Raw genomic sequence first — 26,479 nt, forward strand, 5'->3', positions numbered from 1 at the left:
TTTGGTGGAAATTTGTTACTTGTCAGTAATGTGGCGTGACTCACGCCGTCTGCGACTTCCCCGCCTGTGCCCGGGAGTGTACTCCCGGGGCCCTCACGGGGAAGGGAAACGAGCTGGTTCCCTGAAGCCATTCCCACCCCGGTGCCGCGGAACTAGAATGCTGGAAAAGTGGTTTGCTCAGGAGGCGGCGTGGAATCGAAGGTCATTGCCAGCGGTATTGGCATGGGGGAATCGGCACGCTGGCACGGTGGCCGATTTTGGTTCGCGGACTGGCTCCAAGGGCACATTCATGCCATCGATCCGGATGGCACAGCCCATCAAAGCATCGGCGTGCCCACGTTCCCCATCACTTTTGACTGGCTCCCCGACGGCCACCTGCTCATTGTGTCTGGATCGGAGTGCAAGATGCTCAGCTTCACGCCGGCCGGCACCCTGGAGCCCGCCGCCGATCTCAGTCGGTGGTCCACCGCACCGTGGAATGAGGTGCTCACCCACGGGCCCAACGCGTATGTCAACTGCATCGGCTTCACGTTCCCGGGCCCGTCGGAAGTCGCAGGCATGATTGCCTTGCTGACGCCCGACGGTGACACACGCGTGGTGGCGCGTGAACTTGCCTTCCCCAATGGGATGGTGATCATGGACGACGGCGGCACCTTGGTGGTGGCTGAATCCCATGCCGGTTGCCTGACCGCGTTCGATATTGGGGTGGATGGTTCACTGGGGAACCGGCGCCAATGGGCGGCCGTCCCAGGCAGTGCCCCTGATGGAATCTGTGCTGGGGATGGTGGGATCTGGTATGCCGATGTGGCCAACAAGCACTGTGTCCTGGTGGCTGCCGGTGGCAAGGTGTTGCGCACAGTCCAGCTGGAACAAAGCTGTTTCTCTTGCGCAGTGGGAGGGGACGACATGGACACCCTGTTCGTCATGTGTGCCGACTGGCCAGCCGTCATGGATCCGGCCGGAGCGCCCCGAGGCACAGTTGTGGCAGTTAATTTGAAGGGGAAACCCTGAGCCGCCACACCGGCGCCCATGTTGTGAGCTTGCACTCACAACAGCTGCCGATGCCTGCAACTGGGCCATCGAGCTGTAGTGTTCTTCTTAGCTAAGGCGCCTTTCTCAAGGTTAGCGGCGGCTAGGCCCGTATAGTATCTCGCCGATGCTATGCGGGTCGACTTAATTTAAGGCGTGCCTTTCTCTGGCCGGCCGCAGGACGGCGCAAGACTCAAAGACGAGTAGTGTGACAGCGTTTTCGCGGATTGCGAATACTTTTCCAGACAGCATAGGGAAAATCGGTATGATCATTTTGGGTCACCGAATCCTGGCGACCGCCCGCACGGACGAACTTCAGTGTCCGCAACGAATGCTCTGCCTCGTTCCGGTGCCCCGAGTTTCACGGCTGCGTTTCCCCAGGTGGGTTGAAAGTACCCGCCCCGATCCCGTCAACAAGAAAAGTCCTCATGCCTGCCACAGCTGCGCCCCAGGTCCGCAATGAACGCCAAGACGACGGGTATTTTGGCCCAGAGAGCGTCAGCTGGCGGGTGTTCTCCGATCCGTCCGCCAAACTGGGCGGTGTGGCAGCCATCTTGCTGCAGGCGCTGAACTCGGACATGATGCAGCTTTTTGACAAGGTCAGCGACTTCGCCGGCGACGGCCCCGGCCGGGCCGAACGTACCGGGCGCTATATTGACACCACCGTCTTTGGCGACAAGGCCCACGCCGATGCGGCGGGGGCCTCTGTGCGCCGGATGCATGCTGCGAGCACCTGGACCGACCCTGTCACGGCTGAAGTCATGCGGGCCGACACGCCGCAGTGGCTTGAGTGGACGCACAACACCATTGTTTGGGGCGTTCTGCGTGCAGCGGACCTCTACGGCCCTGCGCTGAGCATGGCCGAACAAGATCAGCTGGTCAGGGAACAGCACAAAGCTGCCGAGCTGGCCGGAGTCAACCCGGCCCGAATCCCCGCTACCCGCGCAGAGTTGGACAAGTATATTTTCGCAGAACAGGGCTGGATGGCGTTGACTCTTCCAGCCGCTGAAATCTCCCGCGGCCTGCGCCAGCCGGCACTTTGGGGCAATCCTGTGAAAGTGTTGACGGGCATCATCATCCAAGATGGCATCATCGCGTTATTGCCCGAATGGTCGCAGTTGCTTTACGGGGTTGCCGGACGCCCCATGAACCTTCGCGGGGCCGCGAAGGTCACCAGAGCGCTGATGGCCGCGGGCAGGAGGAATGCCTCCTATGACGCTGTCATCACCGAACTCACCACCAAGGTTGACACCCATCCCTATCGCAAGGTCAGGACAGGGGCAGCAACGGCGTGAGGCGAAAACGACTAGCTGAGCCGAGGCCGGCTGAACTGGCCCCAAAAGTTCTCGTTCCGGCCATGCTGAACAGTGCAAAGTGGCAGATCGGACACAGTGGCTGGCGCATGTTCGCGCTGTTTCTGGGGTTTCAAACCGTAGCCACCTTTGTGGCCTTGCCCGTTATTGGGTGGATGTTCCGCGGCGTCCTTTCCTCGGCCGGTCTGCACGGCGTGGACATGAATACCGTGGGCGCCATACTCACGGTGCCGGCGTCCCTGGCCATGTTTATGGCGTTGATAGTGGTGGCGATGATGGTGATGTCGCTGCAATTGGCGTTACTGTTGCTGGCCACGGCCAGGCTGCGTTCCATGGGGACATTCACGCTTCGGGAACTGAGTGCAGATGCGGCCCGGCTCTTGCCTAAACTGTTCCGGCCAGGCTCCCTTGCGCTGTTGCTGTACTTGTTCGTGATCTTGCCGTTGTCGCAGTTCGGTTTCTTGTCAGCCCTGACCCGCACTATTTCCATCCCCAATTTCATCTCGGGTGAACTTGTCAAGACTATGCCGGGTCTCCTTGGCTTGCTTGTCCTTTTGCTCCTCTTGTTCATCCTCAACGTCCGGCTCGCCCTGGTCCTGCCCATTTTCGCCCTCACGGAAACCTCCGGATTCCAGGCCTACCGGGTGAGCTGGCGGCTGACGAGGCGGGCGTTTTTCCCGCTCGTGGCCGCCCTGGCCAGCGTGTTTGCTGCCGCCAACATCACCGGTTTTGTGCTGATCGTTGCCAGCACACTGCCTACCCTGGCCAGTGATGCCATGGCTCCGGGCCTGTCCCCGGTGGTGGCGGCCGTGGGCCTTGGCATGGCGGAGGTTGTGGGATTACTCACGGTCGGGTTCGCCGTGGCAGCCATGTGCGCTGCCCTTCTGGAATTCTTCCACCGGGTGCTGGTCCTGGCCCCCGGGCTGACCGCCGTCATCGATCTGGCCCGAGGTGCGGGAGCGCAGGCTACGCCCGCCAAGCGGGGCCGCAGCCATGGTGCCCCGACGAATCGCCGGGGCACCATGGCCGTGACGGCCTTGATCGCCTTTGCCATAGCGGCACTGGCGATAGTCAACGTGCCCGTGATGGAAAAGCTGCAGGTGACGCCGTCTACCTTGGTGGTGGCACACAGGGGGTTTGTTGACGGGGGGGTTGAGAACACGATCGGTGCCCTCGAGGCTGCGGCCGGCGCGGGTGCCGATTTGGTGGAGATGGATGTTATGGAGACCAAGGATGCACAGTTCGTTGTGATGCACGACGCAAATCTGCAGCGCCTGTCCGGGAGCAATCTCAACGTCGCGGACCTGACACTGGCGGAAATCACCGCCATTGAGGTCAGGGATGGGCTTGGTCACGGGGAACTCGTGCCTTCCCTGCAGGACTATTTGAGCCGCGCCAAGGAACTTCAGATGCCACTTCTGGTGGAGATCAAGCTGCACGGCCAGGAAGCGCCCAACCTGGTGCCGCGTCTGGTAGCAGAGATGGAGTCCCTGGATGCGTTCAGCAACAACATCTTTCACTCCTTGAGCCTACCTAGTGTTGAAGAACTCAAGCGGTTGCGCCCTAGCGCCTATGCCGGGTACATCATGGCGTTGGCCGGCGTGGCTGTTCCGGAAACCACGGCGGACTTCATTGTCGTGGAGGAGTGGTCCTACTCCACGGACTTGCGCGATGACGCATGGTCCAAGGGCAAGGAGCTCTACGTATGGACAGTCAACTCTGAGGTCGGTCAGCGGCAGATGCTCCGCGATGAGGTCAACGCCCTTGTGACCGACCATCCGGATACGGCGCTGACACATAGGGAAGGCATCGGCGCGGAAAGGGGTCTCTCCGGCAACTTGCGCGACGCCATCAAGCGTTTCGTTACGGTGTTTTAGCCGCGTCCGCGCAGTCAATGCCCTCCCGAGTGTGTCAAATCTCCAACGACAGCCGGCACGCTGAGGAGGGCATTTTTTTGTGTATCCACCACTGTTGTGGAACGCCGCGTTCGGATAATTTAAAAATGTTCTATAGCATCATCCAAAAGGTTAGTTCGTGAATCCGCTGGGTGCAACAAGTTTGCCGAATCGGTGCTGTCATATGAAGGGGAACGCTCCGTGGTCTCAAGTCATCCGGTTGTGCAACCGTTGCCGCCTCGCGTTCGGTGGCCCATTGTGGGCCGCGAACATGAGGTTGGCATCCTGTTGGAGAAGCTAACAACCAGTAGTGGCGGCGTTGTGGTGGACGGGCCGCCAGGGATGGGAAAGTCAACGCTCGTTACGGCCGCAGTGGCGGCCTACCAAGCCCAGACCCCACTTGCTGGCGGTGGCCCCCGTGGCGTACGGTCATCGGTCATCCGCCTGCCATTGCCGCATGAGAACAGCACACCCCTGACAACCTTTGGTTTCATGGTGGACGAGACCGGCAGTTTCCCCACCACCTTGGAGGGCCTGGCCGGACTTGTCGCTGAAGGCCTGGGCGCCGCACCGGAAGGATTGCCACCGGTCCTGTACGCCGAAGATCTGCACTTGTTTGATGAGCAAAGCGCCAAGGTGTTGGGGATGGTCCTGGCTGGAGGCCATGCCAGGCTCTTTGGCACTGTCAGGGACAAGCCCGGCATGCCCGCAGCCATTGATACCCTGTGGCGCAACGGCCAGCTGGAACGAATGGAATTGGCGCCCCTGAGCTATGAGTCTGTGCGCCTAATTCTGCGCAGCGCACTGGAGGAGCCTGCCTCCAATGACATGGCCTACAGGCTCTGGCTCACCACCGCGGGCAACCCCCTGCATATACGGGAACTGCTGTATTCGATTGTGGAGGCCGGCGATGTGAGATTTGTCGGGACCGCGTTGACATGGACCGCACCCCTGCGGGCGGATCGCCGGTTGACGGACCTGCTCGCCCGGGACATCACCACGCTCACAGGGGCCCAACGCGATGTTGTCGACCTGGTGGCGTTGGCAGAATCCGTGCCGTTGCGAACCATTTCTGCCATGGCAGAGGACAGTGTTTTGCGCGAACTTGTGGACAGGATGCTCATCGTCATTGACAGGCTCGGAAACGCGCAGGAAAACGTGATGATGGGGCACCCGCTATACGCGGAAACCCTGCGCTCCTTGCTGTATCCGCAACGCAAGTGCCAGCTCTTTGGCCTCCTGCCCCAGCATGAACTGCCCGCGCAGGGCCCGGCCGGGATCTTGCGCTGGGTGGATTGGGCGCTTGAATGTGAGGCCATGCCCGACGTGTCGACACTGTTGCTCGCCGGGGAAACCGCCGAATCCATGACCCAACCGCTTCGTGCTGTACAGCTGGCCACCTTGGCCCTTGACCATGTCTCCATGCACGACGCCGAACGCGTCCAGGCGCTGCTTTTGCGCGCCAGAGCGTACAGGGACTGCGGGGACGCGCTGCTGGCGGAAGCGGACGTCCTTGCCGTGCAAGAGCATGGGCGCTTTGGTAGTTTGCTTCCGGAGCCGGTTGTGGTGGCGACTGCGGGCATCATGGCGGATCTGTGGCAGTACCATCGCGGTGACATGGATGCGGCGATGGAGGTCTTGACGTCGGCGGAAAAGTCCCTGGATCCCTTGGGAGAGCATGCAAATGCACTCGCCGTTGATCAACTGTCCCGGCTCGGCTTTGCCGGGCGCTACGAGGAATTTCTGGCAGGGGTCGATGCTGCCCTGGCAGCTTCTGACCATCCGGCCAACTTGACGCTGACCCCGACGCATGTTTACGCCCTTGGCCAGGCTGGGAGACCGGTCCAGGCCTTGGAATTGGCCGCGCAGGCGTTGGCACGGATCGGCCCGGAGCACGCACCGTTCCCGGCCCTGCGAACGGCCGTCCTTTCGGCCAGATTTTGGGCTGCGCTGTGGGCAGGGAATCCGGCGTTTGCCGTTTTCTTTCCCGATGTGGATGAATCCACCAGACAACGCCACGACGCCGGCATCTACCAAACCGGCACAGGCTATGCGGCTTTGTCTTTTGGCCAATGGGATCAGGCCATCGCCGAATTCAGGGGCGCTCTTTCCCGATTCACGTGGGGCGCTCCCACCGGTTTGGAACCGCTTGCCTGGGCTGGACTGGCCTGTGCGTATGCCCATTACGGCGACCTTGATAACGCCAAAACAGCGCGGGAAGAGTTCCGCCTGGTGGAAACGAGGATGAACCGCAGCATTGAGATGGAAATCCGGTACCGGGTCCTCCTGGTGGGCAAGTCACTTGCCGATGCCGACCTGTCTACCCAGATATCGGACTTCATCCAGTGGTGCCGCGACAACGGCCATGGGCTCGGTGTCCTGTGGGGACTTCATTTGTGTGTGGTTGTGGCAGCGGAATCCGATGGCCGTGTGCCGCTAGAGGCGCTGGAAGCGCTGGAAGAAGCGGCGCGCAGTGCGGAGGGGAAGGTGAGCGCTGCCATGCTGGCCCATGCCCGCGCCCTGCTGGGCGAGGATGCGGGCGTGATTGCCCTGGCGGTGTCTGCGCTGAACGCCACCGGGGTGTGGATCCCATGCGTGCCGTCTAGGGTTGCGCTGACAGCACGGCAACGTGAAATCGCAGCCTTGGTAGTTTCGGGGATGGCGAACCGCTCAATTGCCGAAAAGCTCACCATCTCCGTGCGCACGGTAGATACTCACGTTGCGCACCTGTTCGGTCGTTTGGGCGTGACACGCAGAGCGGACCTGGCCAACGCCTTGGTCCGTGCCACACCGGGCGTGCCCGCGAAGAATTCGGTACATTAGAAAGCGGAGATCGGTGAACCGCTGCCAAACCAGTTCGCACCGTCAGCGTTCCAGATGGACAGCGTTTCTCTAGCTGATGTGGTGGTTCCATACAACACACACCGTCGTCAGGTCCGGCAGGCTCAAGAGCGCAGCACCCGAAAGCCCGTTCGACTTGTCAATAGTGATTTCACCCTAAAGACTGGAGTTGGCCGTTGGGAACAGCACTCACTGACCACGTTTTTGGTTTTACTTCAACCTTCAAAATCCCGCCAGTGGCGAGGAACGAATGAAAGGCCCCACCATGAGCAATATTCCCGCAGAACTGTCCTACACTGCTGAGCACGAGTGGGTATCCGTCCCCAACGCAGAGGGTGTGGTTCGGGTTGGCATTACCGATTTCGCCCAGGACGCCCTCGGCGACGTGGTTTATGTGCAAATGCCGGAAACAGACGCCGATGTCAGCGCAGACACCGTGGTCGGTGAGGTGGAGTCCACCAAGAGTGTCAGTGACATCTACGCACCCCTGACAGGCAAGGTCAGCGCCCGCAACGAGGCTCTGGACACCGATCCGGCACTGATCAACTCCGATCCCTATGGAGCCGGCTGGCTGTTTGAGATTGCCTTGACCGACACCGCCAGCTACGGTGCTTTGCTCAGCGCAACGCAGTACCAAGAAAAGGTAAGCTAAGGTACGTGCATCACAGCTGATGTCTCAGCGCTTTTTCAGCGAGGACAACTAGTTTTTTTGATGGCACAACTTTTTTCAATAACGATGTTCAGGAGGAACACCAATGGTTGACATGGGTAACAGCGCCGGGGTTAATGATCAGGCGGATTCCCACGATCAGCTGGGCGCCTCAGACACGACGTCGATCCAGCTCCCGTCAACGGGTTCCGGAAAAACCCCGGCACCTTCCTTAGCCGTTGATGAGCAAAACGCCGTCAATTCCCTTCCCTCAGGGTCGGCCCTGCTCATTGCTCATGCCGGTCCCAACAGTGGCGCCAGGTTCTTGCTCGATAGCAATGTGACAACCGTAGGCAGGCACCCGGACGCTGACATCTTCCTCGATGACGTGACAGTCTCGCGCAGGCATGTGCAGTTCACCAGGATTGAAGGTGGCTTTGAACTCACCGATTCAGGCAGCCTGAACGGCACCTATGTCAACGGTGACCGCGTTGATTCAATCCAGCTCCAAACCGGTGCCGAAGTGCAGATCGGGAAATTCCGCCTGACGTATTACTTCAGTTCCGCAAACGCCGCGAAGTCCTGAGGTAACACGTGGCAAGTATGAACCAAAGCGCCGATCGCCGGTTGGTGGATGTCCAGTCCACCAACCGGCGAACCAGTGCGGGCGCCATTTTCAATATCGGTGAGGTCCTCTCGCAATTGATGTCGGACTTTCCGTCCGTGACGGCTTCCAAGATCAGGTTCTATGAAGAGAAGGGGTTGATCTCTCCCCAGCGAACGGCCGCCGGTTATCGCCAATTCCGTGAGGCCGACGTCGAGCGACTGAGGTTTGTCCTTGCCCTGCAACGCGATCACTACCTGCCACTGAAAGTCATCCGGGAGTACTTGGACGCCATTGACCAGGGCCAGACACCCCAAAATTTGCCGCCCGGGGTCTCCATCGCCCCCCGCATGGTTTCCGATGAGCTGGCGTCTGCCCACAAGGGACGGTCACGGACGCTGACCGCTGAGCAGTTGCGGGCCGAATGTGGTGCCAGCGCCCAGATGCTGGAGGCCATGATCAGCTACGGCCTGGTAGAACTGCGCGACGGATTCTTTGACGACCACGCCCTCCGCGTGGCCAAGGTCTGCACTGACCTGGCCGCCCACGGTTTGGAGCCGCGCCATTTGCGCCCTTTCCAAGCCGCTGCAGAGCGGGAGTTTGGACTAGTCGAGCGTGCTGTTGCGCCCTTGTCCTCGCGCAAGGATGGCACGTCGGCGGCCCGGGCCGCGGAGGCTGCACGCGAGATCGCCGAGCTTTGTCTGAGCCTGCACAGTGCACTGGTTTATGCCAGGATTTCGGGGATGGAAGGCTAATGATTCAGGTCCAGATCGTGGGGGTTCGCATAGAAATGCCCTCCAATCAGCCATTGGTTCTGTTGAAAGAACGGCTTGGTGAACGCCACATCCCCATCTGGATTGGTGCCGCTGAAGCCACCGCCATCGCGCTGGCTGAACAAGGTGTGGTGTCCCCCCGCCCGCTGACCCACGATCTCTTGTGCGCGGTAGTACTCGCCCTGGGGCATCGTGTGGTGCGTGTGAACTTGACCAGGGTTGAAGACAGCGTGTTTTATGCTGAGTTGGTGTTCGACGACGGCACCACCGTTGGCTCCCGGGCTTCGGATGCCATTGCGGTCGCGCAACGTGCGGACGCCAGTATTTGGGCCTCGGAAGCCCTTGTCGAGGAGGCTGGCGTCATCATCGCCGACCACGACGAGGATGCCGGCGAGGATGAGGCGAAGGAACGTGAAGTTCGCCAGTTTAGGGAGTTCCTCAATGACGTTGAACCCGAAGATTTCGACAACTAGGCTCCAAATTCCACGCATTTTCGCCCGCGCCTAACGTTAAACCTGAGGCTGAAACTTTCGACACGAAAAATTGTTGTGCAAGCGTCTTTGACCTTGGTCCCGCACCGCTCTAACGTCGAAGTAATCAGTTCCCCATTGCAAGCCGTGACGACTGCGGCCACACTGGAGGTTGGGAGCCTAAACCCAACACCCCTTGTGGTGTCCTGCCGGGCAGCGAAGCACTTTCCTATCAGGGAACTTTGAACAGGAGGATCCACGTGAGTCCGAAGAATGACGCCGGCGAGCTCAAGCCTGCCGTTGTCCCCAGCACCGCCTTGTCGGCTGGTGCGCAGGGGTTGTTGTTCACCGAGGATTTGCCGGTTCTTGACGAAGACGCCGGCTACCGCGGCCCCACGGCGTGCAAAGCCGCTGGCATCACCTACCGCCAACTGGACTACTGGGCCCGTACCGGATTGGTTGAGCCCGCCGTGCGCGGCGCCGCCGGTTCCGGTTCGCAAAGGCTTTACGGTTTCCGCGACATCCTGGTCTTGAAAGTTGTCAAGCGCCTTCTGGACACGGGGGTGTCCCTTCAGCAGATTCGTACCGCGGTGGAGCACCTGCGCGAACGCGGTGTGGAGGACTTGGCCCAGATCACTTTGATGAGCGACGGCGCCTCCGTTTATGAATGCACCTCCGCCGACGAGGTCATCGACCTGGTACAAGGCGGCCAGGGGGTCTTTGGCATCGCCGTGGGCCGGGTGTGGCGAGAGGTGGAAGGCAGCCTGGCTGCGCTACCCAGTGAACACGCACCCGTTCAGACATTTCCCGGTGACGAGCTGAGCAAGCGCCGCGCCGAACGGAAGATTTCCTAGCACTTTAGGCAAAACGCGCCCCGTACACCCTGAAAGTTTGGGAGGCACGGGGCGCTGTTGCGTGCCCTATCCGCGGTAGAGACGGCTGCGGGTGGTGCCCTGGTTCAGGACCGAGTCCAGCAGCTTGTCAAACAGGGCCGAGGAGTTCTTGGCCGACTCCCCGGGCCACTGATGGATCGGATGGGCGGCACCCTGGATCTGCTGCCAGTTGGCCTGCTCGGGGATGGTGGGGGAGAGCAACAACTCACCAAACATGGTCTTCATCTCCGCCAACCGGTACGTGTGTTCGTTGGAGCCGCTGCGGACCCGATTTGCCACAATGCCGGCAGGCACCAGTGACGGGGCAAACTCGCTGCGGAACAACTCGATGGCACGCAGGGTGCGCTGGGTGCCCGCCACTGAAAACAGACCAGGCTCGGCCACCAGCAACACCCGGCTGCTGGCCGTCCAGGCCATGCGGGTCAGGCCGTTGAGCGACGGTGGGCAGTCAATGAGGACCAGCTGATACGGGGCCGAGCCGTCACGGTCGGCATTGGCCAGGACGGTGGAGAGGCGGCGCAGATCCCGTTTGCCAAGGTCGGGGCGGTCATAGATGCCGGAGAAGGCAGAGCCCATGGCCACGTCGAGAATAGGGGAGGGGCCGCCGTCGTGCTGGTGGGCTGCCAGCCAGCCGCTGGGAACCACATTGGCGCCCAGATCTGCCTTGCGGGCGCCCTTGATCAGCTGGCCAATGTTCAGTTGGCCGGTGGCATTGACGCCCAGGCCAGTGGTGGCGTCGGCGTGCGGATCCAGGTCGATCACCAATGTGGGGATACCCGCCGCCAGTGCTGCCGATGCCAGGCCAAGGGTGACCGACGTCTTGCCGACGCCGCCTTTGAGGCTGCTGATGCTGACTACTTGCACGGAAGAACCATAACCTTTGCGTTGCGTACTGAAATCTTGGGCGCTCTGCTTATTCTGTGAGCGCTGCCCCTGCCCCTACAATAGCTGTGGAACGTTCGCGACTTGGAGAACCCATTGACAAACACCCCAGACAAATTGACCGGCAGCCAGCACTCAAACAGTTTCGTGTCGGCGGCATTTACCGATCGACACATTGGGGTTAGTACACAGCCCCACGTTCATCATATGTTGAGCGCCCTTGGATTTGGCTCTTTGGAGGAGCTTTCGGTGGCGGCGTTGCCGGAATCGATCTACATCACTGAGCCGCTGAGCCTGCAGGCAGCCGTCTCAGAAGAGGCCATGCTGGTGGAGTTGAAAGCGCTGGCGGCAAAAAATACCGTCAATAAGTCCTTCATCGGACAAGGCTACTACGGTACCCATACGCCGGGCGTGATTCAGCGCAACGTGCTCGAAAGCCCCGCATGGTACACGGCCTACACCCCGTATCAGCCCGAAATTTCCCAGGGACGCTTGGAGGCGCTGCTGAATTTCCAGACAGTCGTCTCCGATTTGGCCGGCATGGTCACGGCGAACGCCTCCATGCTGGATGAAGGCACGGCTGCCGCCGAGGCCATGGCCCTGATGCGCCGCACCAACCGCACTGCCAAGTCCGACGCCGTCTTCCTAGTTGACGCCGATGTGTTCCCCCAGACGCTAGCCGTCATCAACACCCGGGCCAAGGCCATGGGTATCCCCGTGCTCGTCCACGACTTCGACGCCGAACTCCCTGACGTCGAGTGCTTCGGCGTCTTGCTGCAGTACCCTGGCGACTCCGGTCGGATCCGCCAGATCGCCCCCATCATCGAGGCGGCGCACGCCCGCAAGGCTGTTGTGGGCGTCGCCGCGGACCTGTTGGCACTGACCCTGCTGGAGTCTCCCGGTGCGCTCGGGGCTGACCTGGCCGTGGGTTCCTCCCAGCGTTTCGGTGTGCCCATGGGCTTTGGTGGCCCGCACGCCGGCTACATGTCGGTGCGTGCCGGTCTCGAACGGTCCCTGCCGGGCCGCCTGGTGGGCGTGTCCAAGGATGCTGCCGGCAACCAGGCCTACCGCCTTGCGCTGCAGACCCGCGAGCAGCACATTCGCCGCGAGAAGGCGACCTCCAACATCTGCACCGCCCAGGTGCTGTTGGCGGTGATGGCCGGCATGTACGCCGTCTACCACGGACCTGAAGGGTTGCGGAAGATCGCACGCCGCGTCCACGCCATGGCCCAGTCTGTTGCGCAGGCAGCTATGGCAGCGGGCCACACCGTGGTCCACGCCAACTACTTTGACACCGTCAAGATCGCTGTTGCCGCCGGCAGTGGCCACTCCGCAGCCGAGCTGGTGGCTGCAGCCCACAGCGCCGGCTACTTGCTGCGCCAGGTTGACCACGGACACATCCAGATCGCCGTCGACGAGACCACCATCGAGGCCGACGTCGCCGCGCTAGCTGGCCTGCTCGGTGCCACGGCGCTGGAACTGGCACCCGACGCGTCCGCCGTCGTTCTCCCCACACCTGTCCGGGCCACCGGTTACATGGGCAACGCGGTGTTCCACGCGCACAACTCCGAGACGCAGATGCTGCGGTACCTGCGCAAGCTCTCCGACGCGGACTACGCGCTGGACCGCGGCATGATCCCGCTCGGTTCATGCACCATGAAGCTGAACGCAACCGCCGAAATGGCGGGCGTGACCTGGCCCGAATTCTCCACGCTGCACCCGTACGCACCGGCGTCGGACACGGTGGGCATCGTGGAAATGGCCACGCAGCTGGAGTCCTGGCTCGCCGAGATCACCGGCTACGACGCCGTCTCGGTGCAGCCCAACGCCGGCTCACAAGGCGAATTCGCGGGACTGATGGCCATCCGCGCCTACCATGTGGAAAACGGCAACCCGGAACGCGACATCGTGCTGATTCCTACGTCGGCCCACGGCACCAATGCAGCCTCCGCCGTCATGGCGGGGCTGAAGGTGGTGGCCGTCGCCACCGACGGTTTCGGCAACATCGACATCGATGACCTCAAACGCCAAATCACCGTCCACGAACACCGGCTGGCCGCCATCATGGTCACTTACCCGTCCACCCACGGCGTGTTTGAGACCTCCATCAGCACCATCTGCGCCATGGTCCACGACGCTGGTGGCCAGGTTTATGTCGACGGCGCCAACCTCAACGCCCTGGTCGGGCTGGCCCAGCCGGGCAAGTTCGGTGCGGATGTTTCCCACCTAAACCTGCACAAGACCTTCTGCATCCCGCACGGCGGTGGCGGCCCCGGCGTGGGCCCGGTCGCCGTCGGCGTCCACCTGGCCAAGCATTTGCCGGCCCGTGAACTGGGGCTCGAGACCTCCGTGGGCCTGGTCTCCAGCGCACCGTACGGTTCGGCGTCGATCCTGCCGATCTCCTGGGCCTACATCCGCATGATGGGTCCGGAGGGTCTGCGCCTGGCCACCCAAACCGCGATCCTGTCCGCGAACTATATTGCCCGCCGCCTCAGCGAGCACTACCCGGTGCTGTATACCGGTGCGCACGACCTGGTGGCGCACGAGTGCATTTTGGACCTGCGCGGTATCACCGCCGATTCCGGTGTCACCGTGGACGATGTGGCCAAGCGCCTGATCGACTACGGCTTCCACGCCCCCACCATGTCCTTCCCCGTGGCCGGCACGCTGATGGTGGAGCCCACCGAATCGGAGGACCTGGGCGAGATCGACCGGTTTATCAACGCCATGATCTCCATCCGCATGGAAATTTCGGCCGTGCAGGACGGCCTTTGGCCGGCCGATGACAACCCGCTGGTCAACGCCCCGCACACGGCCCAGTGCCTCACACAGGACTGGGACCACCCGTACAGCCGTGAAGACGCTGTATTCCCGGCCGGAGTGGACCCGCGCGCAAAGTATTGGCCGATCGTGCGCCGCATTGACCAGGCCTACGGCGACCGCCACCTAGTCTGCTCCTGCCCATCCATCGAGGAACTCGCCGAAGTATTCTGATTAAGGGTGTGAGCTCCGACGTGACGGGCATTGTTACGCCACCGCCGGTGAGTTGTGCCACATCATTTGGTGTCATCAGTGTGGTGCAGCGAGACTGGCACCACTTTATATTTTCTGAGCGTCAACTTCGGCGCTGTGAAGAGTGCACATTCTTTGCGGCATAACAGCATCATTCTTACCGATCCATCTGCTGTTTTAGCAGCAGTGGGACCGCCAAGCCAGCGTTCACATAGGAGTGACATGTTTTCCAAAATTCTGGTTGCCAACCGCGGCGAAATCGCCATCCGCGCCTTCCGTGCCAGCTACGAGCTTGGCGCGAAGACTGTTGCCGTGTTCCCGCACGAGGACCGCAACTCCTTCCACCGCCAGAAGGCGGACGAGGCCTACCTGATCGGCGAGGAGGGCCATCCGGTCCGCGCCTACCTGGACGTTGCCGAGATCATCCGCGTCGCCAAGGAATCCGGTGCCGACGCCATCTACCCCGGCTACGGTTTTCTCTCAGAAAACGCCGGCCTGGCCGCGGCTGCCCGCGACGCCGGCATCACGTTTGTAGGACCGCCCGCCGAAGTTTTGGAGCTGACGGGCAACAAATTCCACGCCCTGAATGCGGCCCGCAAGGCTGGCATCCCGGTGTTGAAGTCCAGCGAACCAAGCTCGGACCCTGAGACCCTCATCGCCGCGGCAGAGGAAATCGGCTTCCCGATCTTCGCCAAGGCCGTCGCCGGTGGTGGCGGCCGTGGACTTCGCCGCGTGGACACTCGGGAGGAACTTCCCGAGGCACTGAACGCCGCCATGCGCGAGGCAGACGCCGCCTTCGGTGATGCCACCATGTTTCTGGAACAGGCTGTGCTGCGACCGCGCCACATCGAGGTCCAGATCCTGGCCGACGGCGAGGGTAATGTCATCCACCTGTTTGAGCGTGACTGTTCACTGCAGCGCCGCCACCAAAAGGTGGTGGAGATTGCGCCCGCACCGAACCTGGATGAAAACATCCGCAAGGCACTGCACTCCGACGCGGTGAAGTTCGCCAAGGCCATGGGCTACGTGAACGCCGGAACCGTCGAGTTCCTCGTGGACACCGTGGGGGAGCGGGCCGGCCAGCACGTGTTCATTGAGATGAATCCGCGCATCCAGGTGGAACACACCGTCACCGAGGAAATCACCGACGTCGATCTGGTTCAGGCCCAGTTGCGTATCGCCGCCGGGGAAACCCTGGCCGACCTTGGACTGAGCCAGGACACCGTCCATGTCAAGGGTGCAGCCATGCAGTGCCGCATCACCACCGAGGACCCGGCCAACGGCTTCCGCCCCGACGTCGGAAAAATCACCACGTACCGTTCCGCAGGCGGCGCCGGCATCCGGCTGGACGGCGGTACCATCTACGCAGGCGCCGAAGTCAGCCCGCACTTTGACTCGATGCTGGTTAAGCTCACATGCCGTGGCCGCGACTACGCCTCCGCCGTCTCACGGAGCCGCCGGGCCCTGGCAGAGTTCCGCATCCGCGGCGTCTCCACCAATATTGCGTTCCTGCAGGCCGTCATGGAGGATCCGGCGTTCATTGCGGGGGACGTTGCGACGTCGTTCATTGATGAACGCCCCGAACTACTCAAGGCGCGGGTGTCCGCTGACCGTGGCACCAAGCTGCTGACCTGGCTGGCCGACGTCACCGTCAACAAGCCTCACGGCGAGCTGCGCGTACATGAGGACCCCGCCAGCAAGCTGCCCGCAGCCGACCTTGCGGACGCCCCGGAGGGCTCGCGCCAGAAGCTGGTCGAGCTGGGCCCGGAACGCTTTGCCGCAGCCCTGCGAGCCCAAACGCCCGTCGCCGTCACCGACACCACCTTCCGCGACGCCCACCAGTCACTGCTGGCCACGCGCGTGCGCACCAGGGACCTGACCGCAGCAGGGCCCGCCGTATCGACGCTGACCCCGCAGCTGCTCTCGGTGGAGGCCTGGGGTGGGGCGACCTACGACGTGGCCCTGCGATTCCTGGGTGAGGACCCCTGGGAGCGCCTGTCCAAGCTCCGCGCTGCACTGCCCAACGTCTGCCTGCAGATGCTGCTGCGCGGACGCAACACAGTGGGCTACACCCCGTACCCGGCCGAGGTTACGGACGCCTTTGTGCAGGAGGCTGCAGCCAGCGGCATTGACATCTTCCGCATCTTTGACGCCCTCAACGACGTAGACCAGATGGAGCCGGCCATCAAGGCCGTCCGCGCTACCGGCACTGCGGTAGCCGAGGTGGCATTGTGCTACACGGGGGACCTCCTGGACCCGGCGGAGAAGATCTACACGCTTGAGTACTACCTGGAACTGGCCCAGCGCATCGTCGACGCCGGCGCGCACATCCTGGCCATCAAGGACATGGCAGGCGTGCTTCGCCCAGCCGCCGCCGCAAAGCTGGTCACCGCCCTGCGCGAGCGCTTTGAGCTGCCCGTCCACCTACACACCCATGACACTGCAGGGGGGCAGCTCGCCACGCTCATGGCCGCGATCAATGCCGGGGTCGACGCTGTCGACGTCGCCTCCGCATCCCTGGCCGGCACAACAAGCCAGCCTTCGGCCTCGGCCTTGGTGGCAGCCCTGGCACACACAGAGCGCGACACCGGGATCGACCTGGCCGCAATCAGTTCACTGGAACCCTACTGGGAAGCCGTCCGCCGCGTTTACGCCCCGTTCGAATCCGGCCTGGCCGGCCCCACGGGGCGCGTCTACCAGCACGAGATCCCCGGCGGGCAGCTCTCCAACCTACGCCAGCAGGCCATCGCCCTGGGACTGGGGGAGCGCTTTGAGGAAATTGAGGACATGTACACGGCCGCCGACAGAATCCTCGGGCACCTGGTGAAGGTCACGCCGTCGTCCAAAGTGGTGGGTGATTTGGCCTTGCACTTGGTGGGTATCAAGGCGGACCCTGCCGACTTTGAAGCCAATCCGCAAAACTATGACATCCCCGATTCCGTGGTGGGCTTCCTGGGTGGCGAGCTGGGCACCCCGCCCGGTGGCTGGCCCGAACCTTTCCGCACCAAGGCGTTGCAGGGGCGTAACGTGGTCAGGGTCATCGGGGAACTGACGGCCGAGGACAGTGCCGAGCTTGCTGCGGACAGTGCCACGCGACGGTCCGCCCTGAACAGGCTGCTGTTTGCCGGCCCTGCGCGTGACTTTGCCAAGGTTCGTGACACGTACGGTGACGTGTCGGTGTTGGACACCCGCGACTACCTGTACGGGCTCCAGCGCGGCACCGAACATGTGATGCCGTTGGGCCCGGGGGTGCGCCTGATCGCCTCACTGGAGGCTGTCTCGGAAGCCGACGAAAAGGGCATGCGCACCGTGATGTGCACGCTCAACGGCCAAAGTCGCCCCGTCAGTGTGCGCGATCGTAGTATTGAAAGCACCGTCAAGGCGGCGGAGAAAGCAGATCCGAGCGTGTCGGGACAGGTGGCTGCACCGTTCGCAGGAGCCGTCAGCGTCAAGGTTGCTGTTGGTGACGTGGTTGAAGCCGGTGCCACGGTCGCGACGATCGAGGCCATGAAGATGGAGGCCTCCATTACGACGCCCGTCGCAGGCACCGTTTCCCGGCTTGCCGTGAGCGGTGTAGCCCAAGTGCAAGGAGGGGACCTGCTGGTTGTCATGGAGGCCTAGATCACCCTGCAACCCAGTGTCTTTATCATATGTCTGCGCTAAACTGAAAATTAAATAAGCGCCGCCGCGGCCGGAAAATCACTTTTCCGGCCGCGGCGGTATTTGGCGTAGCTATCGAGGCAGTGGGAAAATGGCGCAAAAGACCAGCAAGACGAACAGTCCCACCAAGGGTGAGGGGGTGGACGCTGAGCCAGCCACGGCAGTCACCACGGCTGAGGAGAACGAAGCGGAGAATACGGCAAAGACGGCAGCAGCGAACGCTGCAGCGGACAATGTTCAGGCGCCTGCCTCCGAGGAATTGGTGGTGGTCCTGCCTGTTGCCGACGTCTCCACCGACCCGGCTTTCACTGGGGCCGTCCAGGCCGTTTCACAGGTGGAGATGCCGACCCATACGGCCGGTCCGCGCCCGGAGCCTGCAGCTGCTGCCCCGATCGTGTCCGTTGCCACCGTGTCCGTTCCCAACACGCCGGCAGCTCCCGTGAGCGCCCCAAGCGTCCCCGCCGCCGACCAGGCGGGTACCCCCGATTTCGTGGCGTGGGAACCTGCAGAGCAGCCCGGAACCCAGGGCGGCAGCCCCCGCCGGCAACGCAGTGATGGGCCCGAGCCTGCTGCGGCACTGACCAGCGACAGGCTCCTGACGAAGGTTGCCGCGCCACCCGTGAGTGGCTGGCGTCGTTTGCTGTACCAAATCACATTTGGGGCATTGAATGTGGGCGACTCGGACAAGGTTCGCTTGGAGCGTTCCCAGGACAGTTTGATTGCCTCCCGTCTGGGTGACCACACGCGCTACGTGCCGGTACTTTCGCGCAAGGGCGGCGTGGGCAAAACCACTGTCACCACGTTGTTGGGCATGGTTCTGGCGGACACGCGTGAGGACAGAGTTATCGCCATGGATGCCAACCCTGACCGTGGAACGCTCTCGGACAGGTCTCCCGGAAGCGCCGATTTCACTGCACGAAACCTGGTGCGGGACCGGTTCAGCGTCAGTACTTTTTCGCAGCTCTCGGACTATGTGGCACGTGACGGATCCCGCCTGGACGTGCTAGCCTCCGACACTGATCCGACGGTGGCGCAGGCCTTCGACGATTCCGATTATCGCGCCGTGACCGATATTTTGAGCAAATTTTACTCAATTGTGCTCACGGATTCAGGCACCGGCATGGTGCACTCGGTCATGAAGGGGACCTTGGAGAAGGCCGACACCGTGGTGTTGGTTTCCGGCGGTAGCGTCGACGAGGCGCGCCTCGCCTCTGAAACGCTGTCCTGGCTGGAGGCGCACGGACGCCACGATCTGGTGGCGAACGCCATCGTTGTCATCAACATGTCAGGCGGTGAGACACAGGTGGACATCACCCAGATTGAGGATCACTTCAAGTCCCGCGTACGAAACGTCTTGCGCATCCCGTACGACAAGCATCTTGCTGAAGGTTCACGGGTGGAGTTGGCGAAACTCCGCCCGGCCACGAGGGTTGCCGTCAAGGAGCTGGCGGCCCTCGTGGTGACGGAGCTGCTGAAGGACTAAGCGGGTTTGTTGGCCAGGTAGATTTCGTCCACCACTGTGTCAAAGTCCTTCAGGACTTGGGCTCGCTTGACCTTCAGTGACGGGGTCAGGTGGCCGGACGTCTCGGTGAAGTCGCTATCCACGATCCGGAAGGCCTTGATGGCTTCAGCGTGGGAGACCGTCGAGTTGGCTTTGTCGACGGCGTTTTGGACCGCGGCGAGAACTACCGGGTTCAGGGCGGCTTGGGCAACCGTGATTCCGGCTGGAAGGTTGTGCTGCTTGCCCCACATCGGCAGGGCCTCTTCATCGATGGTGACGATGGCGGCGATGAACGGGCGCTGGTCGCCAATGACAAGGCACTGCGAGACGATGGCATCGGCGCGAATCTGGTCCTCGAGCATGGCCGGGGCCACGTTCTTGCCACTGGCCGTGACAATGATTTCCTTCTTTCGCCCGGTGATCTTCAAGAACCCCTGCTCATCGAGTTCGCCAATGTCCCCGGTGCGGAACCAGCCGTCGACGAAAGACTCGGCAGTGAGGTCGTCACGGCCAAAGTAGCCCTTCATGACGCAGACACCCTTGACCAGGATCTCGCCGTCGTCGGCAATCTTGACGGCATTGCCGGGCAGCGGCGCGCCGACCGTGCCGATCTTGATACGTGCTGGCCGGTTGACGGTGATGGGCGCAGTGGTCTCGGTCAGGCCGTAGCCTTCAAGGATTTGTAGGCCGATGCCCTGGAAGAAGTGACCCAGGCGTTCCCCCAGCGGGCCGCCTCCGGAAACGGCGTGACGGACGTGGCCGCCCATGGCTGCCCGCAATTTAACGTAGACGAGTTTGTCGAACACAAAATGCTTGGCCCTCAAGATTGGGGGGATCTTGCCGTCCTGATGGGCACGGGAGTAGTCGATGGCCACCTGAGCGGCGGCGGCAAAGATCTTGCCCTTGCCCTCGCCCTCCGCTTTCAGTGCTGCGGAGTTGTAGACCTTCTCAAAGACCCTGGGCACGGCCAGGATGAACGAGGGCTGGAAGCTTTGCAGGTCCGGCAGGAGGTTCTTGATGTCCGGGGTGTGGCCCACCTTGGCGCCGGAGGCCACAGCCAGCACCGAAATGTAGCGGGCAAAGACGTGCGCCAGCGGCAAGAACATGATGGTCTGGGAGCCCGGGGGAATCACGTCCTTGCCCAGGACTGCTATGGCGTTCTCGCTCAGTTCCACAAAGTTATGGTGCATCAGCATGCAACCTTTGGGGCGCCCGGTGGTGCCGGAGGTGTAAATGATAGTGGCGACGTCCGCCAGTCCCGCTGCAGAGCGGGCGGCCTCCAGGACATCGTCGCCGACGTCTTTGCCCGCCGCCCTGAGTACATCAAGCCCGTCGTGGTCCATCTGCCATACGTTTGCCAGGTCCGTCAGATCTTCCGAATGCGCTGCCTGGCGGATGATGTTCTCATGGTTGGAAGTCTCGACAACCACCGCGACAGCCTTCGAGTCGCCGAGGTTCCACGCCACCTGCGACGGTGAGGATGTCTCATAGATCGGTACCGATACGGCCCCGGCAAACCAGATGGCGAAGTCAACCAGTGTCCATTCGTACCGTGTCCGGGCCATGATGCCGACGCGGTCTCCGACCTTTATCCCCGAGGCGATCATGCCCTTGGCCAGGGCGCAAACATCTGCATGGAATTCCTTGGCGGAGATGTCAACCCACACGTTGTCGGCATTGCGTCGGGCGAACAGGGCCGGGTTGCTCGCCAACTTCGCCTGCCGCAGCACAAAGTCTGTGGTGTTCATGGTCCGTGGGCTAACCACTTGGGCTGGGACGGTTATCTCGCGCACGCTGGCTCCTTCGATGTGTGAGGCCACTAGGGCTTTGCATTACTCTATCCGGCGACGTCAATTGGGACAGGCGGCGGAATGTTACTCATGAGTAACATTATGTTATTTGTGTCACAGGGACAATTTGTTGCAAGGGTGTGATCCCCAGGCCCGGGTCACGGATCGGTAGAATTCGTAGATGCAAGAATCTCGGCGCGTATTGAGCCCCACCTTTCGATTTCCAGGCCGCCCCGCTGTTGGACGGGCGTTGGCCCTTGGCATTGACATTGGAGGGACCAAGGTTGCCGCCGGAGTGGTCGATGGCGCCGGCGGTATCAGGGAAGAATTGCGTCGGGACACCCCGGGCCGGGATCCGCGCGCAGTGGAAGCGGTCATCGCAGAGCTTGTCCGCGAGCTGGGCTCACGCCATGACGTGCGAAGTGTTGGTATCGGCGCGGCTGGTTGGATGGACCTCGGCGGCGGGACGGTGATGTTCAGTCCGCACCTGGCCTGGCGCAATGAACCACTTCGGGGGAATCTGGAGTCTTTGTTGAGGCGTCCGGTGACGCTTGTCAATGACGCCGACGCCGCTGGCTGGGCCGAGTGGCGTTTTGGGGCCGGGCGCGGACACCACCGCCTGGTCACCCTGACGCTGGGCACCGGGATCGGCGGGGCCATTGTCATGGATGGACGTGTGGAGCGCGGCAGCTTTGGCATGGCCGGTGAATTTGGGCATCAGATCATCATGCCTGGCGGGCACCGTTGCGAGTGTGGCAACCGTGGATGTTGGGAGCAGTACGCCTCTGGCAACGCCCTAGGCAGGGAGGCCCGTGAGCTGGCGAGGGCAAAGTCGCCCGTGGCAACCGAGCTGTTAGCGGCCGTCAACGGCAGAGCCAAGGACATCACAGGGGCAGTGGTGACCGCGCTTGCGCTGGCTGGGGAAGCCACCTCATGCGAACTTGTTGAGGAGGTGGGCGCCTGGCTGGGACTGGGCATTGCCAATCTAGCAGCAGCCCTTGATCCGGAGTTGTTCGTGATCGGAGGTGGGCTCTGTGCGGCGGGGGAGCTCTTGCTGGCCCCGGCCAGGAGGGCCTACTCCAAAAACCTTACCGGTAGGGGATTCCGTCCTGAAGCGAAGATTCTCAGCGCGGAATTGGGCTCCTTGGCGGGGTTGATTGGCGCTGCGGACTTATCTAGGGTGCGTCGATTCAAGGGTCTTGGTGGCCACCGCAGGTACGGTCCCAGCGTGCCGAGGCTTTCAGCGCCGGGGCGTGGCACCACCGCCTGAAGCAGCGGCCCTTAGACCACGGCGCCGTCGCCGCTGTCGTGGTCCCTGTTCGCGGGTAGGCGGAACAGCAGGTAGCCGGTGCCAGCCAGAAATGCCACTATGACCCCGGTGACGGCCAGAAGCGGCATCCCGCGCCAAAAGATGGCGGTAAGGACCAGGAAGAGAGGTCCGCCCACGGCGCCAATCCAGGACAGCATGATGACGGGCTCGGTTCCGGCCAGGCTGGGCAATTCCTCCGGCACAAATGAGTCATCCGCGTCCTGCGCCTCGTAGTCCCGCGGTCCGGTGGGAAAGTCCGTTGGGTTGTGCGGGGTTCCCTGGTGGGGGGCATCCTCTTGGGGCGCCGGTGCGCTTGAGTTTTGCCACACTTCCAGCGGATCAAAGTCCACCACGCCCTTGTGCCCGGACGCCTGCGGTTTCTCAGGCATAGCTTCTAAGTTGTGGTCCATGAACCCGGGGGCTTCGAGCCGGGCCACCAGATCACGCCAAACCGCCTCATCGCCGTCGTTCCCGGCAGCGCCTGTGTTTTCCTGGCCCTTGTCAGAGTGCATGCGAGTGCCTCCGGAAGAACTCGCTCGACTGCTCGAATATCTGCTGCGCGTCGTTGTCCATGGTGGCCACATGGTAGCTGTTACCCAGGGACACCACGCTGATCTCCGCGGAGCCGATGTTGGCCTGGATGACGTCCATGCTGGAGTCCGGGACCACATGGTCAACGGTTGAGCGGAAGATCAAGATAGGCGCGGTGACCTGGGGGAGCAAGGCAATGGTATCGGTGAAAAGTTGAGAAAGTTCATGCACCGCGGCCACCGGTGTTCGGGTGTAGGCGCCTTCGGTGACTCCGGGCAGCTTGATGTCGTCGCCAATGGCCGGCACACTCTTGATGATGTGTTTGAGGAAGCCGGAATACTTGGCGCGGTTGTCACTGAAGGTCAGGCCGGGGTTGACCACGGCGATCCCCGCCACCAGGTGATGTGCGGCCAGCCGCAACGACAGTGCCCCACCCATTGACATGCCGGCGACAAACACGGTGTCGCAGCGGGCGGCAAGTTCCAGATACGCAGCCTCAAAATCCCGGTACCAGTGTTCCCAAGGAGTCTTGGACAGGTCCTGCCAGGTGGTGCCGTGCCCGGCCAACAACGGCATGTTCACGGCGAATCCCTGCTCGGCCAGGTGCTCGCTCCATGCCCGCATGCTGATGGGGGAGCCTGTAAAGCCGTGGCAAACTGCCACGCCCACCCGCGATAAACTGCCGTGTCCGCCTGAGCGGAATGGTTGCACCGTCGTCATGAGCCCTCCAAAGTGCCGTGAAAAGTGTATCGGTGCCAAGGCCATATGTCCCGAGACGAAAACTCATGTCTTGGACGCTCGTTGCTACCTTCCTCACTAGACTACTGTTGATACGTTGATTGCGGGGTAACGCGATGGGCACGCTTGGCTACAATCGGTGGCACCGGAGAGGAACTTTACAGTGATTTATTGGGTGCTTAAGAAGATCTTTCTGGGACCGGTTCTGAAAGTCCTCTTCCGACCGTGGACCAAGGGCCTGGACAACGTGCCCACAAACGGCCCGGCTGTCCTGGCCAGCAACCACCTCTCCTTCTCCGATTCCATCTTTATGCCGCTGATGGTTCCGCGCCCGGTGGTGTTCCTGGCCAAGAGTGACTACTTCACAGGTCGTGGCATCAAGGGTCGGCTGACCGCCGCATTTTTTAAGCTGACCAACCAACTACCCATGGACCGCTCAGGTGGTGCCGCGTCGGCTAATTCCCTAGACACCGGCGTCGAGGTGCTCAAAAATGGTGGACTTCTTGGCATCTACCCTGAAGGCACCCGCAGCCCAGATGGCCGGCTGTACCGTGGCAAGGTGGGTGTGGCCAAGCTGGTGTTGACCGCTAATGTGCCCGTCATTCCCGTGGCCATGATTGGCACGGACAAGGTCCAGCCCATTGGCCGGCGCATACCGAACATCCGCCGCCTGGGCATCATCTTTGGCGAACCCATGGACTTTAGCCGCTACCAGGGCCTGCAGGATGACCGATTTGTGCAGCGTTCTGTCACTGACGAGATCATGTATGAGCTCATGCGCCTCTCCGGCCAAGAGTATGTTGACTCGTATGCGAGCACAGTCAAGGACAAACTGGCCGCCGAAAAGGCTGGGAAGCAGGATGCGGCCAAGTCCGCAGGGCAGCCAAGCAAGGCCCGAGCTGCGGTGCGTGTTGACCCGGCGGAGACGGTGGCACCTGGCACGGTGACCGTAATCGGCGCCAAAGTTGAACTCAGGCCAGACGTGGTCAAGGTAGAAGACGAGCTGGTGGACCCTGACCTTGGGGTTGGCACAGCAGTTGAAAGTGGTGAAGTGCCACCAGCAGTTCCCTGACGTTCCCCGGCGTCGAACGCCCACTACAGTCACCCAACAGCTCCTCATCTCATGACTTGGACGCGTTAGTAGGGGTGCGTGGATGACGCTAGTCTTTAAGGGTGACTGATCTAACCTCTCCCGCAAAGCACGCACCCGCAGCCGGACCTTCCGTCCCCGGTGCTGCCGTATACCCTGGCCTCGACGATTGGCGCCAGCTGCCCATCGCCCAGCAGCCAACATGGGCCGATTCGCCCTCTTTCGCCCCAGTGGTGAAGGAGCTTTCGACACTGCCACCGCTCGTCTTTGCCGGTGAAGTGGACGTTTTGCGTTCCCGCCTTGCCCAGGCGGCCCAGGGCAAGGCTTTCCTGCTCCAGGGCGGCGACTGTGCCGAGACTTTTGAGGCGGCCACGGCGGACAAGATCAGTGCCCGCGTCAAGACCATTTTGCAGATGGCGGTGGTGCTAACCTATGGCGCGCAGCTGCCGGTGATCAAGATGGGCCGCATGGCGGGCCAGTTCGCCAAGCCGCGGTCTTCCAACGATGAGACCCGCGACGGCGTCACCTTACCGGCGTACCGTGGCGACATCGTCAACGGTTATGACTTCACGCCCGAGTCGCGCCAGCACGATCCCGCCCGCATGCTCAAGGCCTACCACACCTCGGCGTCTACGTTGAACCTGATCCGGGCCTTTACGCAGGGCGGCTTCGCGGACCTGCGCTCGGTCCATGAGTGGAATAGGGGCTTCACCTCGAACCCGGCCCACAGCCGCTACGAGAAGCTGGCCAAGGACATTGACAATGCCATCAAGTTCATGGCTTCCTGTGGGGCCGACTTTGAGGCCTTGAAGACTGTAGAGTTCTTCGCCAGCCACGAGGCGCTGCTGCTCGACTACGAGCGCGCCATGACCCGAATCGACTCCCGCACGGGCCTTCCGTACGACACCTCAGCACACTTCCTGTGGATTGGTGAACGCACCCGCGATCTGGAACAGGCCCATGTGGAGTTCCTTTCCCGTGTCCGCAACCCGATCGGCGTCAAGCTCGGGCCCAACACCTCCCCGGATGATGCACTGCGCCTGATCGAGAAGCTGGACCCCAACCGCGAACCCGGGCGCCTGACGTTCATCACGCGCATGGGTGCCAACAACATTCGGGAGAAACTGCCAAACCTGGTCGAGAAGGTCACCGCCTCCGGCGCTCAGGTGCTGTGGGTGACAGACCCCATGCACGGCAACACAGTCACCTCGCCCAACGGCTACAAGACCCGCAACTTTGACGATGTCATTGACGAGGTCCGCGGCTTCTTCGAGGTACACCAGGCGCTGGGTACCTTCCCCGGCGGCCTGCACGTGGAAATGACCGGGGATGATGTGGCGGAGTGCCTCGGCGGCGCGGATCCGATCGACCAGGAAGCGTTCCTAACCGGCTACGAGTCCGTGTGTGACCCCCGTCTGAACCACAAGCAGTCCCTGGAAATGGCGTTCCTCGTGGCAGGTGCCCTGAGCCAGTCCAAGTAACACCTGTGGCCAGTGGCC

General features: G+C 62.1%; 19 protein-coding genes. 15 read left to right on the forward strand and 4 right to left on the reverse strand.

From position 1 onward, the window contains the following. Positions 1-189 precede the first annotated feature (189 nt). The 9 genes from AOC05_RS04540 to AOC05_RS04575 all read left to right on the forward strand — a co-directional run bounded on the left by AOC05_RS04540 (position 190) and on the right by AOC05_RS04575 (position 10,428). Positions 190-1,011: an SMP-30/gluconolactonase/LRE family protein gene (locus AOC05_RS04540; protein WP_062006028.1), complete on the forward strand. Its 822-nt coding sequence runs from the start codon at positions 190-192 to the stop codon at positions 1,009-1,011. 446 nt (positions 1,012-1,457) lie between these two features. Continuing rightward, complete coding sequence (locus AOC05_RS04545; RefSeq protein WP_154605250.1) at positions 1,458-2,324, forward strand: oxygenase MpaB family protein; 867 nt, start codon at positions 1,458-1,460, stop codon at positions 2,322-2,324. A gap of 62 nt (positions 2,325-2,386) precedes the next feature. Beyond that, complete coding sequence (locus tag AOC05_RS19280) at positions 2,387-4,219, forward strand: glycerophosphoryl diester phosphodiesterase membrane domain-containing protein (RefSeq protein ID WP_157374902.1); 1,833 nt, start codon at positions 2,387-2,389, stop codon at positions 4,217-4,219. Positions 4,220-4,438: 219 nt separating this feature from the next. After that, a complete protein-coding gene (locus AOC05_RS04550; protein WP_157374903.1) occupies positions 4,439-7,060 on the forward strand; it encodes a LuxR C-terminal-related transcriptional regulator in 2,622 nt (873 codons plus the stop codon). 283 nt (positions 7,061-7,343) lie between these two features. Beyond that, positions 7,344-7,730 (forward strand): glycine cleavage system protein GcvH, encoded by a 387-nt coding sequence (gene gcvH / locus AOC05_RS04555; protein WP_062009370.1) that lies wholly within the window; start codon positions 7,344-7,346, stop codon positions 7,728-7,730. Between the two features lie 112 nt (positions 7,731-7,842). Further along, the gene (locus AOC05_RS04560) at positions 7,843-8,313 is read left to right on the forward strand and encodes an FHA domain-containing protein (RefSeq protein WP_062009372.1); all 471 of its coding nucleotides are present in this window, start codon (positions 7,843-7,845) and stop codon (positions 8,311-8,313) included. Positions 8,314-8,432: 119 nt separating this feature from the next. After that, the gene (locus tag AOC05_RS04565; protein ID WP_231687219.1) at positions 8,433-9,086 is read left to right on the forward strand and encodes a MerR family transcriptional regulator; all 654 of its coding nucleotides are present in this window, start codon (positions 8,433-8,435) and stop codon (positions 9,084-9,086) included. After that, positions 9,086-9,577, forward strand: a complete 492-nt coding sequence (locus AOC05_RS04570; protein ID WP_062006032.1) for a bifunctional nuclease family protein — start codon at positions 9,086-9,088, stop codon at positions 9,575-9,577. Before AOC05_RS04565 ends, AOC05_RS04570 begins: the two co-directional genes overlap by 1 nt. A 257-nt stretch (positions 9,578-9,834) precedes the next feature. Further along, positions 9,835-10,428: a MerR family transcriptional regulator gene (locus AOC05_RS04575; RefSeq protein WP_062006034.1), complete on the forward strand. Its 594-nt coding sequence runs from the start codon at positions 9,835-9,837 to the stop codon at positions 10,426-10,428. A gap of 66 nt (positions 10,429-10,494) precedes the next feature. On the opposite strand, the gene AOC05_RS04580 is transcribed toward AOC05_RS04575, so the two are convergent. Then, the gene (locus tag AOC05_RS04580) at positions 10,495-11,331 is read right to left on the reverse strand and encodes a ParA family protein (RefSeq protein ID WP_062006036.1); all 837 of its coding nucleotides are present in this window, start codon (positions 11,329-11,331) and stop codon (positions 10,495-10,497) included. 225 nt (positions 11,332-11,556) lie between these two features. Here AOC05_RS04580 and gcvP point away from each other — a divergent pair, with 225 nt between their 5' ends. The 3 genes from gcvP to AOC05_RS04595 all read left to right on the forward strand — a co-directional run bounded on the left by gcvP (position 11,557) and on the right by AOC05_RS04595 (position 19,504). Continuing rightward, positions 11,557-14,343 carry an aminomethyl-transferring glycine dehydrogenase gene (gcvP, locus tag AOC05_RS04585; protein ID WP_335337610.1) on the forward strand — a complete coding sequence of 929 codons (2,787 nt, stop codon included), beginning with the start codon at positions 11,557-11,559 and terminating at the stop codon, positions 14,341-14,343. A gap of 240 nt (positions 14,344-14,583) precedes the next feature. Then, positions 14,584-17,982, forward strand: a complete 3,399-nt coding sequence (locus tag AOC05_RS04590) for a pyruvate carboxylase (RefSeq protein WP_062006038.1) — start codon at positions 14,584-14,586, stop codon at positions 17,980-17,982. A gap of 130 nt (positions 17,983-18,112) precedes the next feature. Continuing rightward, a complete protein-coding gene (locus AOC05_RS04595) occupies positions 18,113-19,504 on the forward strand; it encodes a MinD/ParA family ATP-binding protein (protein ID WP_082357767.1) in 1,392 nt (463 codons plus the stop codon). On the opposite strand, the gene AOC05_RS04600 is transcribed toward AOC05_RS04595, so the two are convergent. Then, complete coding sequence (locus AOC05_RS04600; protein WP_062006040.1) at positions 19,501-21,315, reverse strand: AMP-dependent synthetase/ligase; 1,815 nt, start codon at positions 21,313-21,315, stop codon at positions 19,501-19,503. The two genes, AOC05_RS04595 and AOC05_RS04600, sit on opposite strands and share 4 nt — an antisense overlap. 199 nt (positions 21,316-21,514) lie before the next feature. Here AOC05_RS04600 and AOC05_RS04605 point away from each other — a divergent pair, with 199 nt between their 5' ends. Then, positions 21,515-22,582 (forward strand): ROK family protein, encoded by a 1,068-nt coding sequence (locus AOC05_RS04605; RefSeq protein WP_231687179.1) that lies wholly within the window; start codon positions 21,515-21,517, stop codon positions 22,580-22,582. Positions 22,583-22,593: 11 nt separating this feature from the next. On the opposite strand, the gene AOC05_RS04610 is transcribed toward AOC05_RS04605, so the two are convergent. After that, on the reverse strand, positions 22,594-23,133 hold the full coding sequence (locus AOC05_RS04610; RefSeq protein ID WP_062006042.1) for a hypothetical protein: 540 nt from the start codon (positions 23,131-23,133) through the stop codon (positions 22,594-22,596). Next, positions 23,123-23,872, reverse strand: coding sequence for an alpha/beta hydrolase (locus AOC05_RS04615; protein ID WP_062006043.1), 750 nt, complete (start codon positions 23,870-23,872; stop codon positions 23,123-23,125). Before AOC05_RS04615 ends, AOC05_RS04610 begins: the two co-directional genes overlap by 11 nt. Before the next feature lie 181 nt (positions 23,873-24,053). Here AOC05_RS04615 and AOC05_RS04620 point away from each other — a divergent pair, with 181 nt between their 5' ends. Both AOC05_RS04620 and AOC05_RS04625 read left to right on the forward strand, forming a co-directional pair. Beyond that, complete coding sequence (locus AOC05_RS04620) at positions 24,054-24,962, forward strand: lysophospholipid acyltransferase family protein (protein WP_082357770.1); 909 nt, start codon at positions 24,054-24,056, stop codon at positions 24,960-24,962. Positions 24,963-25,063: 101 nt separating this feature from the next. Next, positions 25,064-26,461, forward strand: a complete 1,398-nt coding sequence (locus AOC05_RS04625) for a class II 3-deoxy-7-phosphoheptulonate synthase (protein ID WP_062006045.1) — start codon at positions 25,064-25,066, stop codon at positions 26,459-26,461. Positions 26,462-26,479 lie beyond the last annotated feature (18 nt).

Origin of the sequence: Arthrobacter alpinus (assembly GCF_001294625.1) — a bacterium.
GTDB classification, from domain to species: domain Bacteria; phylum Actinomycetota; class Actinomycetes; order Actinomycetales; family Micrococcaceae; genus Specibacter; species Specibacter alpinus_A.

What these genes read in the sequence shown, in the direction of transcription:
- AOC05_RS04590 (WP_062006038.1), top strand. Translation starts at nt 14,584, where the DNA reads ATGTTTTCCAAAATTCTGGTTGCCAACCGCGGCGAAATCGCCATCCGC.
- gcvH (WP_062009370.1), top strand. Translation starts at nt 7,344, where the DNA reads ATGAGCAATATTCCCGCAGAACTGTCCTACACTGCTGAGCACGAGTGG.
- AOC05_RS04570 (WP_062006032.1), top strand. Translation starts at nt 9,086, where the DNA reads ATGATTCAGGTCCAGATCGTGGGGGTTCGCATAGAAATGCCCTCCAAT.
- AOC05_RS04615 (WP_062006043.1), bottom strand. Translation starts at nt 23,872, where the DNA reads ATGACGACGGTGCAACCATTCCGCTCAGGCGGACACGGCAGTTTATCG.
- AOC05_RS04610 (WP_062006042.1), bottom strand. Translation starts at nt 23,133, where the DNA reads ATGCACTCTGACAAGGGCCAGGAAAACACAGGCGCTGCCGGGAACGAC.
- AOC05_RS04545 (WP_154605250.1), top strand. Translation starts at nt 1,458, where the DNA reads ATGCCTGCCACAGCTGCGCCCCAGGTCCGCAATGAACGCCAAGACGAC.
- AOC05_RS04565 (WP_231687219.1), top strand. Translation starts at nt 8,433, where the DNA reads ATGTCGGACTTTCCGTCCGTGACGGCTTCCAAGATCAGGTTCTATGAA.
- gcvP (WP_335337610.1), top strand. Translation starts at nt 11,557, where the DNA reads ATGTTGAGCGCCCTTGGATTTGGCTCTTTGGAGGAGCTTTCGGTGGCG.
- AOC05_RS04595 (WP_082357767.1), top strand. Translation starts at nt 18,113, where the DNA reads ATGGCGCAAAAGACCAGCAAGACGAACAGTCCCACCAAGGGTGAGGGG.
- AOC05_RS19280 (WP_157374902.1), top strand. Translation starts at nt 2,387, where the DNA reads ATGCTGAACAGTGCAAAGTGGCAGATCGGACACAGTGGCTGGCGCATG.
- AOC05_RS04560 (WP_062009372.1), top strand. Translation starts at nt 7,843, where the DNA reads ATGGGTAACAGCGCCGGGGTTAATGATCAGGCGGATTCCCACGATCAG.